The 12564-nt window shown below is 41.8% G+C and carries 10 protein-coding genes; 6 read left to right on the top strand and 4 right to left on the bottom strand.

The genetic code is table 11. The features are described from left to right. Both folB and VF500_RS17315 read left to right on the top strand, forming a co-directional pair. Nucleotides 1-369 (top strand): dihydroneopterin aldolase (folB, locus tag VF500_RS17310; protein ID WP_330860881.1); only part of this gene is annotated, 369 nt, incomplete at its 5' end. Between the two features lie 2 nt (nucleotides 370-371). Next, nucleotides 372-1772 carry an FAD-binding oxidoreductase gene (locus VF500_RS17315; protein ID WP_330860882.1) on the top strand — a complete coding sequence of 467 codons (1401 nt, stop codon included), beginning with the start codon at nucleotides 372-374 and terminating at the stop codon, nucleotides 1770-1772. A gap of 114 nt (nucleotides 1773-1886) precedes the next feature. Here the strand turns inward: VF500_RS17315 and VF500_RS17320 are convergent, their stop codons facing one another. Further along, nucleotides 1887-2333 carry an acyl-CoA thioesterase gene (locus VF500_RS17320; protein ID WP_330860883.1) on the bottom strand — a complete coding sequence of 149 codons (447 nt, stop codon included), beginning with the start codon at nucleotides 2331-2333 and terminating at the stop codon, nucleotides 1887-1889. A gap of 136 nt (nucleotides 2334-2469) precedes the next feature. Here VF500_RS17320 and VF500_RS17325 point away from each other — a divergent pair, with 136 nt between their 5' ends. From VF500_RS17325 to VF500_RS17340, 4 genes are all read left to right on the top strand, one after another. After that, on the top strand, nucleotides 2470-2910 hold the full coding sequence (locus VF500_RS17325; RefSeq protein ID WP_330860884.1) for an Hsp20/alpha crystallin family protein: 441 nt from the start codon (nucleotides 2470-2472) through the stop codon (nucleotides 2908-2910). A 152-nt stretch (nucleotides 2911-3062) separates the two neighbouring features. Continuing rightward, nucleotides 3063-4319 carry a putative DNA modification/repair radical SAM protein gene (locus VF500_RS17330; RefSeq protein ID WP_330860885.1) on the top strand — a complete coding sequence of 419 codons (1257 nt, stop codon included), beginning with the start codon at nucleotides 3063-3065 and terminating at the stop codon, nucleotides 4317-4319. Between the two features lie 2 nt (nucleotides 4320-4321). Continuing rightward, entirely contained in the window at nucleotides 4322-5080 is a 759-nt protein-coding gene (locus tag VF500_RS17335) for a TIGR03915 family putative DNA repair protein (RefSeq protein ID WP_330860886.1), read from the top strand. Nucleotides 5081-5731: 651 nt separating this feature from the next. Then, nucleotides 5732-7072 carry a PhoH family protein gene (locus tag VF500_RS17340; RefSeq protein ID WP_330860887.1) on the top strand — a complete coding sequence of 447 codons (1341 nt, stop codon included), beginning with the start codon at nucleotides 5732-5734 and terminating at the stop codon, nucleotides 7070-7072. 37 nt (nucleotides 7073-7109) lie between these two features. On the opposite strand, the gene VF500_RS17345 is transcribed toward VF500_RS17340, so the two are convergent. The 3 genes from VF500_RS17345 to VF500_RS17355 form a co-directional block, all read right to left on the bottom strand. Continuing rightward, nucleotides 7110-7703, bottom strand: a complete 594-nt coding sequence (locus VF500_RS17345) for an RNA polymerase sigma-70 factor (RefSeq protein ID WP_330860888.1) — start codon at nucleotides 7701-7703, stop codon at nucleotides 7110-7112. Nucleotides 7704-7974: 271 nt separating this feature from the next. Beyond that, a complete protein-coding gene (locus VF500_RS17350) occupies nucleotides 7975-10833 on the bottom strand; it encodes a pitrilysin family protein (protein WP_330860889.1) in 2859 nt (952 codons plus the stop codon). Nucleotides 10834-11117: 284 nt separating this feature from the next. Beyond that, the gene (locus tag VF500_RS17355; protein WP_330860890.1) at nucleotides 11118-12563 is read right to left on the bottom strand and encodes a TolC family protein; all 1446 of its coding nucleotides are present in this window, start codon (nucleotides 12561-12563) and stop codon (nucleotides 11118-11120) included. Nucleotide 12564 lies beyond the last annotated feature (1 nt).

Raw genomic sequence — 12564 nt, forward strand, 5'->3', positions numbered from 1 at the left:
CTTTTGAACATGATCAATATAGCCTTGCAAGGCGCGGAGTTTTTCGCGTACCACGGATTTTATCCCGAAGAACAAAAAATAGGTTGCCGCTTTTTAGTTGATGTAAATGTAGGTTTTGTGCCTCCCGGCGATCTGCTGGAAGATAACCTCAATAAAACAGTTGATTATGAACGCGTGTATATCATAGTATGCGAAGAGATGAAACATCCGCGTAAACTGATAGAAACCGTTGGCCAGTCAGTTGTTGACCGTATTAAAAAGAGGTATCCATTTGTGGAAAGCATTGAGGTTACTATTAAAAAACTCACCCCACCATTGAGTGGTAAAGTGGCCCATTCGGCTGTTATTATAAACTATAAGAAATCCTGATCATGGAATTCAATAAAATATCGGCTCAAATATTAGAAGCTATTACCGCAATTGTTGGCGCTGATAATGTTTTGACAAGCCACGAAAGCCTCGAAAAATATAGTCATGACGAAACCGAAGACCTGGTTTATTACCCTGAAGTTGTAGCTCGTCCGCAAACACCTGAGGAGGTTTCTGCTTTGTTAAAGATCTGCAATGAAAATCTTATTCCGGTAACGCCGCGTGGTGCCGGTACGGGTTTAAGTGGCGGCGCTTTGCCTGTTAAGGGGGGCTTGCTGATCGCGATGGAGCGTTTTAATAAAGTGCTTGAAATAGATGAAAAAAACCTGCAAGCTACCGTTGAGCCGGGCGTAATAACGGAAGAGTTTATGAACGCAGTAACTGAAAAAGGTTTGCTATACCCAGTCGATCCGGCCAGTAAGGGTAGTTGCTTTATTGGAGGCAATGTATCACATGGTTCTGGAGGGCCAAGGGTTGTTAAATATGGAACAATAAGGGAGTATGTACTTAATCTACAGGTAGTTTTAACATCGGGTGAGATCATATGGACAGGTGCAAACACCCTTAAGTATGCATCGGGCTATAATTTGACCCAATTGATGATCGGTTCGGAAGGTACGTTGGGTATTGTTACAAAAATAGTGGTAAAGCTCATTCCTGCACCAACGCTGGATGCTTTACTCCTGGCTTCATTCCCTACTAATGAAATGGCTTGCGCGGCTGTTTCCGCTATATTCAGGGCCGGGATCATTCCATCCGCACTGGAGTTTATGGAACGGAGAGGGGTAGAATGGGTTAAGGAGCATGATGATATCGCTTTTGATTTGCAGGACGGTATTGAAGCTTTCCTGTTGATTGAGGTTGATGGAACTAATCAGGATGTGATATTTACCGATTGCGAAAAGATAAATACAGTACTTGAAGAGTTTGATTGCCGCGATGTATTGTTTGCTGATTCTACTGCTCAAAAAGAAGAGCTTTGGCGTTTAAGGCGTACCATGGCGGTATCCGTAAAATCGAACTCGGTTTACAAAGAAGAAGATACCGTTGTGCCGCGCGCTGCTTTGCCTCAGTTGATTAAAGGAATAAAAGAAACCGGGATTAAATATGGCTTTGAGTCGGTTTGTTATGGTCATGCCGGTGATGGAAATCTGCATGTCAATATCATCAAAGGCAATATGAGTGATGAGGATTGGAACAACAAGCTGAAATTTGGCATCCAGGAAATATTTGAATTGACAGTATCACTTGGTGGTACCCTATCTGGCGAGCACGGGATTGGCCTGGTACAAAAGGAATTTATGCCGATAAAATATTCGGACGTACATTTTGCATTGTGGAAGGGGATAAAACAAGTGTTTGATCCCAAGGGGATCCTTAATCCCAGGAAGATTTTTAGTTAAAAACACAAATCGTCATTGCGAGGAACGAAGCAATCGTGAACTATACAGAGCGAATCTGCAAATTGGCGATCGCTTCGTGCCTCGCAATAACGATTTAAGAATCACTCTACAAAATCAATTCGTATTCAAAATTAGCCTTGGCTCATCATAATTGATCATCCTATGCCTTTCGGGCGTGGGAATAGATACAGATTTATTGGCCGAATAATCGTAGCTGATACAAACGGTTTTGCCGGTTGTTACAATTTCTTCGCCGTTGGGCGTTATCTTCACCAGTACATGCATCATATCAAAACTGCTGTTACCTATGCGAATGGTGCGTACATAACAGGCAATATTATCCTGAACAGTAATGGGTTTCAGGTAGTTGATCTCTGAGCGCCCCAGGATGATGCCGGTATTGCTCCAGTCCCAGTTGATGATTTCTTTCCAGTAGCCGATCCGGGCTATCTCAAAATAAGTTAAATATACAGCGTTGTTTACGTGTCCGAATGAATCGATATCCGAAAAACGGATAGGGATAGGGGTTTTATATTTGTAATCAGCAAGTTTTTCAGCCATTTTCAGTCATTTTGTCTGCCTAAAATATTCATTGATGACTTTTTGTCGCTTGTTTTAGGCGTTTTTGCTGTTGGTACAGCAGTTGATCAATAGGTTACGAAGTTAACAAAAAACAAAACTTTAGGAGGATATAAAAATGACATTAGTAAAATTTAACAACGGCCTTAAAAATACTTCAGCTAACCCATTCTTTAGCGATGTGTTTGATTCACTGATCAATGATTCGTTTTTAAGCGACAAATTAATTGCCCGTGTGCCTGCTGTAAACATTGCAGAAACCGAAAACGAATTTCACGTTGAACTGGCCGTACCTGGTTTAAAGAAAGAAGATTTCAAGATCAATCTTGACAAAAATGTATTAAGCGTAGCTGCCGAAAAGAAAGCCGAAAACGTTGAAGAAGGTAAAAAATTCAGCAAACGCGAATACAGCTACAATTCATTTGTAAGGTCGTTCACACTACCTGAAAGTGCCGATCAATCAAAAATTGCTGCTGATTATGCTGATGGCATTTTAAAACTTACAATAGCAAAAAAAGAAGAAGCTAAATTTCAAACAAGAGAAATAGCTGTAAAATAATTAAAGACTGTTTTCATAAAGTAGTTAGTTTGGTTTGAAGGCCGCCCTGTAATTGGGCGGTCTTTTTTTATGCACTTAACCAAGCTATGGTTGTAAAATAAATCCATTTGCATTTTAATGAATACTAAAAATATTAGTATTTTTGATTTGATATGAATGTGGACAGGATAACGGAAAAGCTCAATATATTGGCGGATGCAGCCAAGTATGATGTATCATGTGCATCGAGCGGTAGCGACAGGAAAAATAAGAACAAAGGTTTGGGGAATGCCAGTAATGGTATTTGTCATAGCTATACAGAAGATGGGCGATGTGTTTCGTTGTTGAAGATCCTGCTTACCAATCATTGTATTTTTGACTGCGCTTATTGCGTATCGCGAAAGAATAACGACATCAAACGGGCTGCCTTTACAGTGCAGGAAGTGGTTGATCTTACCATTAACTTTTATCGCCGCAATTATATCGAGGGCTTGTTTTTAAGCTCTGGTATTTTTAAAGATGCCGATTATACCATGGAGCGCCTGGTACGTGTAGCAAAAAAGCTGCGAACTGAACACAACTTTAATGGGCACATTCATTTGAAATCTATTCCCGGTGCAAGTTCGGAGCTAATGCGGGAAGCCGGTTTATATGCCGACAGGCTTAGCGTGAATTTAGAAATGCCAACCGAAGCCGGGCTGAAGCTACTGGCACCGGATAAAAACCGGCAGGACATGATAGATCCAATGCATTTTCTGAAAAATGAGATCATCAAAAATACGGAAGAAAAAAAGCTTTTTAAAAATGCCCCTATGTTTGCACCTGCCGGACAAAGTACACAAGTAATTGTTGGTGCTACACTCGAAAGCGATCAGCAGGTGCTTCAATCCGCTAACTATTTTTATAAAAATTTCAATTTAAAACGGGTTTACTATTCTGGCTATGTTCCTGTATTGGCCGATCAGCGATTACCTGCTTTGAATACCGCGGTACCGCTTGTGCGCGAAAACCGCCTTTACCAGGCCGACTGGCTCATGCGGTTTTATGGTTTCCATGTAAACGAGATCGTTAATAATCAAAGCCCGTTACTTGATCTTGATATCGACCCCAAACTAAGCTGGGCTATCCGCAATATGCAAGCTTTTCCTATTGACATTAATAAAGCCGACCTGCTACTCATTCTAAGGGTGCCGGGTATTGGTTTACTATCGGCACAGAAAATAGTAGCCGCCCGCAAGTTCGCCAAACTGGGTTGGGATCAACTAAAAAAAATAGGAGTGGCCGTTAACAGGGCGCGATATTTTATAACCTGCAAAAGCAATGAATTTGAACGGCGCGATTTAACCGGGCAAAACGTAAAACAATTTATTATGGGCCAATCGCAAAGTAAATACATCAGGAATACACAAACCCAACTTAATCTGTTTTAACAATGAATACACTGGTTTACGACGGAACGTTTGAGGGGCTGCTTACTGCTGTGTTTGAGATTTATGAGCGTAAACTATACGCCGTAAAATTATTAAAAGGGGAGTGGCGCAATAGTGCCCTTTTTGAAGAAGTAATACCTATTGTTACCGACGAGGTCCGCGCCAGCCGGGTACTAAGGGGATTGCGTAAAAAGCTTTCGGCAGCAGGGGTGCAGCGCCTTTACATCAGCCACATGGCCGAAATTGCTGGGGAAGATTGCAATGTACTCGGCTTTATCCGCTATGTTTTTGACAGCGAACAAAATATAGAGGAAGATTACGGAAACAGATATGTGATGCGCTTGTCGGAGATCTTGAAGATGGTTCGGCGCGAAAAGCATAGGATGGAAGCCTTCGTCCGTTTTCAAAAACTGAATGATGGTACGTTTTATGCAGCCATCGAACCTGATTTTAATGTACTGCCATTATTGATCAAACATTTCAAAAATAGATATGCTGATCAGAAATGGATGATCTATGATATCAAAAGAGGCTATGGGGTATATTACGATCTTCATGATACTCAATTTATCGAAATGGATTTTGATGAATTAAATAACCCCATTAATGTAATTGCTGCTTATAGCGAGGATGAGGGTATTTATCAAAACCTTTGGAAAAACTATTTTAATAGCGTAAACATTGCTTCACGTAAAAATACCAGGCTCCATATACGCCATATTCCCAAACGATATTGGAGGCATTTAACAGAGAAAATTTAAGGTTTTTGAGATTTTACGCATTTTTTTATTTTTAAGAATGAGCGATTTCTGTATTGCTTGTTAATAAGAGCAATGTTAATAATGATGGCTGTAATTCAATGAATTATGATTATTCGTACTTGAAATGGCCTAAAAGCCAATGTTGATAAGTGCAAGATTACTGTTAATAACCTGTTAATAAAAACAATTGAAAATATTTGCCAAATCATGATAATGTCCCGATATTGAAATCATCAAGAACGACGTACTTTGACAACCTTTCAGGAAAACAGAAATTGAATCGGGTGAACCTTTGGGGGAACTAAAGATCGAAAGAAGTCCCTGAGTCACATGAAAAAATGAAGAAGGCGAAAGTCTTTTGAAAAAAGAAAGTGATTAAAGGAGGTGCCGGAATTAAGAAGAAGAACTCTACGGAGGGAAACAACAGAAACCGGTGATATTGAGAATAGTCGACCGCTCGTGAGAGCAACTGACGAAGATCACATCGGTTAAGGATACACAAAACTTGATGCTGTTGGGCAACTACGGTTAAGCAACAGTTTGGAAACGGGAGTTCAAATCGCAAGAGATGACTCCCGTTTTCGCTTTTACAGGTTTTTTGTTTGGGGAGAAATTTTTCTTCAAACCTTAAAATCGTTATTTTAGGCGGATATGAAGGACGGCCAGCGTAACCAGAAGAAAATATTTGTTTTAGATACTTCTGTGATCTTGTATGATCACAACGCATTTCAAAACTTTCAGGAGCACGATGTAGCTATACCAATCCAGGTATTGGAGGAGCTCGATAATAAAAAGAACGGTAATGATACCCGAAACTTCGAAGCCAGGAGCTTTATCCGGCTTATGGATGAATTATCGCACAATGGCCTGATCAACGAGTGGATCCCGCTTAACGGCAAAACCAAAGGCAGCTTTAAAGTTGCCATGGATACTAAAACTACCGGACTGGATGCCGAGCAGATTTTTGGTTCTGATAAAACAGATCACCGCATCCTGAACGCAGCCCTCGGCTTGCAGGAAGAAAATCCGGGCAAAAAAGTAGTGTTGGTATCAAAAGACATCTGCCTTCGCCTCAAAGCAAAAGCCCTCAACCTACACGCCGAAGACTATGAAACAGGTAAGATCAAAAATCTGGAAGAACTTTATACCGGTAAAACTGATGTAGATAAGGTTACTGAAAAACTCATTACCCACCTCAATAAGAACGAGAACGTACCGGCCGAAAATCTAAAGATCGCATCCTATACCAATAATCATTTTTATGTATTAAAAGGTAAAAAGGGCGATACTGTAGGTTTTTACAATTCGCAAAGTAAACAGCTCGAAAAAGTTACAGAACAGCCCGTGCTTAATATTTTTCCGCGCAATATGGAGCAGTCGTTTGCTATCCATGCCTTATTGCATCCCGATATTAAGCTTGTAACCATACAGGGTAATGCTGGCACAGGTAAAACACTATTAGCGCTGGCAAGTGCCCTTGAGCAGCGTAAATACTACCGTCAGATCTTTGTTACCCGCCCCATAGTGCCTTTGAGTAATAAAGACATCGGTTTTTTGCCCGGTGATATCAAATCAAAGATAGACCCGTATATGGCCCCGATATGGGATAACCTGAAATTTATTAAAGATCAGTTTGGTGATGACGAAAAAATGCAGGCCAAAATTGATGAGCTGGTTAATAACGATAAGATCTCGATAGCGCCACTGGCCTTTATTCGAGGGCGCACACTCAGTAAGATCTTCTTTATTGTTGACGAAGCGCAAAACTTAACTCCGCACGAGGTGAAGACAATTATATCCCGTGCTGGCGAAAACAGCAAGTTTGTATTTACCGGTGATATTTACCAGATAGATACCCCATATCTTGATGCGGAAAGTAACGGATTGTCATATTTAATAGATAAAGCAAAAGGGCATCCGCTTTATGCACATATCACGCTGCAAAAAGGGGAAAGGAGCGAACTGGCTAATCTGGCTACGGAATTACTGTAATTATACTTTTTTTGTTTTGGTACAGGATATCGGAGCATTACCGTTTAAAGAAACCAACGCCAAGCATTATAAAAGCGGTAAACATTTCGGGCGAGAGTTTTACGCGCATTAGCTCGAGGGCGCGCTGTTTTTGTTTTTTAACGGTGTTTACCGACATGTCCAACTCGTCGGCAATTTCCTGGTTCTTTTTACCATCAAAATAACCCATGATAGATATGGTGCGATGACTTTCGGGTAGGGAATGTAATGCAGCATGAATTTCGGCTACAGCTTCTGCTGTAATAATGGCTTCAATTATGGGTGGTTCTTCCGGCTCGGTATTGCCCATATATCCTATGTAAGCCTCAACAACTTTGATATGCCTTATCATATTTAAGCTTGCATTGCGAACGGTACTGTACAGGAAATTTTTGATAGCGGTCTTGTCCTGTATTACAGCTTCGCGCTGGTTCCAGTATTTGATGAATGCGTCCTGTACAATGTCTTCGGCCTGGTCTTTGTCTTTAATAAGCTGGAGGGAGAAGTATACCAGCCGGTCGTAATATTCTTTGAAGAGAACATCCAGATCAACATTTTCTGCTGAAGTGGTAGCGTTATTTTTTTGCCCAAAAATTCCCTTTACAATACTCATTTATTTTTCTGGCAGAAATAAAACCTGAACCCAACGAAACGGCACCTTTTGTGCCGATAAAAACCTGCCCCAAAGTTGGATTTTACGTGTTTAATTTAGGTTAAATTGGTGTTAATAAATAAGGTTTTAATGGTAACTTTTCAGTTGCATAACAATAGTAAAAATTGAAATTATAGATTTTTAGCCTCTGTGTAAGGTATTGACTTTCAAAAGCAAAAGCCCTTATGTCAATACAGGCATAAGGGCTTTTTTTATTTGATGCTATGTTAACTTATTGCTTCGGCTTGCCATCGGCATCAAGTTCAACAATAGGATATCCCAGTTTTTGTAAGCCGGGATAGATCCTTGCCTTATCACCAACAACCAGAATGATCATGTTATCGGGATTGAGGTATTTTGAAGCCAGGCTATTGATCTCGGCAGGAGTGATAGTCGATAAGATCTTGTTTTGCTCGTCAACAAAGGTGGGCTTAAGACCATACTCCTGGATTCGTGATAAAAATGCCGCTTTTTGTGCATTGGTTTCATAACGGCGTGCATCGCTTTGACCTATGGAGGTTTGAGTGAATTTTAATTCATCTGGTGTGATACCGGTTTTTTGATAATTGGTGATCTCTTTCATAAATTCAACCACAGAGCTATCAGTAGCGGTAGCTAATACACCCGCAGAGGCAGTAAAGTCGCCGCCATATTTGCCCGAGCTGAAATTTGAACGTGCACCGTAAGTCCAACCTTTTTTCTCCCTTAAATTGAGGTTGATGTGGCTGTTAAACGCGCCTCCTAAAATGTAGTTGGCAATGTTCAGCTTATAATAATTGCCGGTTGCATCATAGTTCAGCTTATCTAAATAGCCAATGCGGATCTCAGATTGTGCTGCACCCGGAATATCCACCATGTATAAAGTGGTTTTGTCAAATGACTTCCCTTCAACCGGAGCGGGGATAGTTACTTTTTTATCTTTCCAGGTATTAAGGAAAGCAAGCGCGTTTTTAGTCGCAGCCTCATTAACATCGCCAACTACAACAATTTTGGTTACAGATGGTGCAAAGTTGTTGTCATAATAATCCTGAACATCCTGTAAGGTAATACCCGCTACGGTTTCTTCATTGCCTCCCGCTGCATAAGTGCGTACGTTGTCTGTTCCGTAAAGTATTTTGTTGTAAACAGTTGACGCTACACCGGCTGGTTGGGTTTTAGCTTGTTTAAAACCTTCAAGGGTTTGTTTCTTGATCCTGTCGAGTGCATCCTGGGTAAATTTAGGATGGTACAATCTCTCCTCAAGCAGCGACATCGTTTTGGTCAGGTTTTTCGTGAGGGACGATACTTCAACCGAGATCTCATCAAAGCTTGCAAAAATGTTTATACTGCTGCCCAGTTTATCCAGTTCGGATGTAAACTGTTCGCTGGTATAATTTTGAGTGTCCTCATTCAGCATGCGGCCTACTATACCTGCCACGCCGGCTTTAGCAGGATTGTTAATAGCAAATAAACCGCCGCCTTTTACCGACATGGAAATAGACACCGCCGGGATCTCGCTGTTTTGTGTGCCGATGATATTGATACCATTAGGCGTATTGGTTGACCAGATAACCGGAACTTTAATTGCCGGATTAGGGCCTACGCCTGGTTTTACAGCGCGGTCAAAATTGTCTTTAGGTTTATGATACGTTAAACCATTGTAGCCATAATCGGGCGCTTTATAGCCCGTGGTATCAACAGTAAAATTATCAGGTGCAACGGGCTGCAGGTTACCGCCTTTAGGTAATACGCTTAATATTACGGCAGGCTTACCTTTAATGTACTGGTTATAAACGCGCATCACATCCTCTTTAGTAACTGCACGGATGGCATCCAGTTCGCGGCCGATCTGGTTAGGGTTGCCGGTAAAGGTTTGAGCCTGTGCCAGTTCGGATACTTTACCGCTTACGCTCGATAAGCTGTTGATATAATCGGCTTCTGAGCTTGCTTTGAAACGGGCCAGATCATCGTCGCTTACACCTTTTTTCTCAAACTCGGCTAAGGACTCATCTACCAGCTTCTTCGCATCAGCCAAAGTTTGACCCGGAAATGGTACAACCCTCATGCTGATCTCGCCAGCCAGTTCCGTGTTTGATGAACCCATGGTGGCTTGTGCTGCCTTGCGGGTTTTTACAAAGTTTTTATAAAAGATGGAGTTACGGCCCTGGCCTATGATAGCTGATAAGGCATCAAGCGGCGACATATCCTTATCATAGATCTTAACTCCCGGATAGCTTATTGACAATAACGGAAATTTGGCATAGTTATCAGTGTAGGATACATATCTATCGGCCTTTAATACTGGTGCTGGTAGCGACATGTTTTTTACAACTGGACCTCTTGGGATGCTGCCAAAATATTTGCTTACCCACGCCAGCGTTTGCTTAGCGTTAAGATCGCCACCAATGGTAAGTGTAGCATTGTTAGGACCGTACCACCTCAGGAAAAAGTTTTTAAGATCATTTACACCTACTTTATTCAACTCTTCAATGTAGCCGATAGTAAGCCATGAATAGGGATGGCCATATGGGTAAAGCGTTTTTGAAGCGTATTGCCCGGCTAAACCATACGGGCGGTTATCATAGTTTTGCCCGCGTTCGTTTTTTACGGTTGCGCGCTGTACTTCAAATTTTTTCTGGGTAACTGCATCAAGCAGGAAACCCATCCTGTCCGACTCAAGCCACAACATTTTTTCCAGTTGATTGGCGGGCACAGTTTCGTAGTAATTGGTACGGTCGCGGTTGGTTGAGCCATTTAGGGTACCGCCGGCTTCGGTGATAATTTTAAAATGATCACCATTTTCTACGTGGTCTGAACCCTGGAACATCATGTGCTCGAAAAAGTGAGCGAACCCAGATTTCCCGATCTCCTCACGGGCAGAGCCTACGTGATAAGTAATATCCACGTGAACCAGCGGATCAGAGTGGTCTTCGGCCAAAATAACGGTAAGGCCGTTAGAGAGTACATACTTTTCATAGGGGATCACCAGCTCGCTTCCCTTGCGGGTAACCTTTTCAATAAGTTTGGGTTGCGCGCTTGTTTGCGCAGCGGCATTAAGTGCAATAACAGCAATTGACGGGGTGATCAATGCATGCTTTAAAAGTTTGATCATTTGTGTTAATTAGTTTAAGTAATGAGTCAGTCAAGCGTTGCTTCCTTCAGTAAGCAACGAAAGCTACTATATTAAGCAATTTATCCTGCTGGGTAATATTGTTGCGTTGTAATTTGATTTATGTAACGGATTTGTGACTGATTATTTAAACTACTACAATATAAAAAACGTCATTGCGAGGTACGAAGCAATCGCGAACTATGCAGAGCGACTCTGTAAGTAGGGGATTGCTTCGTACCTCGCAATGACGCGAATTTATTGGCAAGCCTCTAATTATTCAATAACTACCTCCAGCCGCCGCCTACAGCCTGGTATAAATTAACTGAGCTTAAAAATATATTGCGCTTGATACCGGCCAGCTCAAGCTCGGCATCAAGTACACTGCGTTGGGCCGTGATGATCTCCAAATAATTAGCGCGACCAACAAGATACAAGTCATTAGCTACAGATAGGGCGTTATTGAGCGATTGCAATTCCTGTTGTTTAAATTCAAAAGCATGATTGAAATTCTCTATCCCGCTCAAATTGTTCTTTACTTCCTGGAAACCCGAGAGGATACTTTTTTGATAGTTGTACACCGCTATTTTCCGCTCGGCAATGGTTCGCTCATATTCGGCCTTGATGGCTTTGCGGTTGAAGATAGGGGCAGTGATACCTCCTAAAATGCCGTAAGTAAATGAAGCCGGATCAAATAACAGGTTTGCCCTGAAACTATTATACCCCACATAAGGGGTTAAAGTTAAAGTAGGGAAAAAGTTTGCCCTTGCTGCCTTAATATCCGCATTCATGGCGGTAAGTTCCAATTCAGCACCGCGGATATCAGGCCTGTTCAACAACATTTGCGATGGAACCCCGGTGCCAACCACCACAGGTAGCTTGGTTTTCATGATAGAGGTATCTCGTGACACAGTGCCCGAATAGCTTCCGGTTAAAAAACGAAGCTGATTTTCGGTTTCGGTGATTTGCTGACGGGTGGTATACTCCAAGCCTTTAGTACGGGCTAACTGTGCCTCAAATTGCTGAACTGCCAGCTCTGTAGCACGGCCACCAAGTTTTTGTATTTTAACAATCTCCAGCGCGTGCTCCTGGAGTTTGATGTTCTTTTTAATGATCCCTAATTCGGTATCATAAGCCAGCAACTGATAGTAAAGACCGGCAATTTGTGCGGTAAGGGCGGTAGTTACCAACCGATAGCCGCTTTGGCTCGCCAGGAAGCGGGCAAATGCAGCTTTTTTCTGGTTGTTTAGCTTACCCCACAGGTCAACCTCCCATGAACTTTGAAAACCCAGGAAATAGTTAGGCACTGGGTTAGGGATATGCTGATCGCTATTGATGTTATTTGAAAAATTGGTATCGTAATTACCTACACCGTTTTGTGTGTAATCGCCATATTTTTCAACTCCGGCATTAGCAGCAAGGTTTATGGTAGGTAATAACTTTGAAGAATTGAACCTAAGGTTAGCCCTTGCAGCCTCAACCCTTTGCAGGGCGCTTAGCAGATCGGGATTTGCCTTAAAGGCTGTGTCAATCAGGTTAACGAGCCTTTGATCGGCAAAAAACTGGCCGATAGGCAGGCTTGCTACCGTGGCCGTATCAGTATTATTATTAAATGTTGATGGTAAATTGGCTGCTACTTCCTGGCCCGTGACCGGTTTATAGCTTTTACAGCCGGCCATGATCACCAGCAAAAGTGCCGTATTAAGTATATAGAAAATTGCTTTTTTTAGCATT

Source organism: Mucilaginibacter sp. (assembly GCF_036383575.1).
Classification (GTDB): Bacteria; Bacteroidota; Bacteroidia; order Sphingobacteriales; family Sphingobacteriaceae; genus Mucilaginibacter.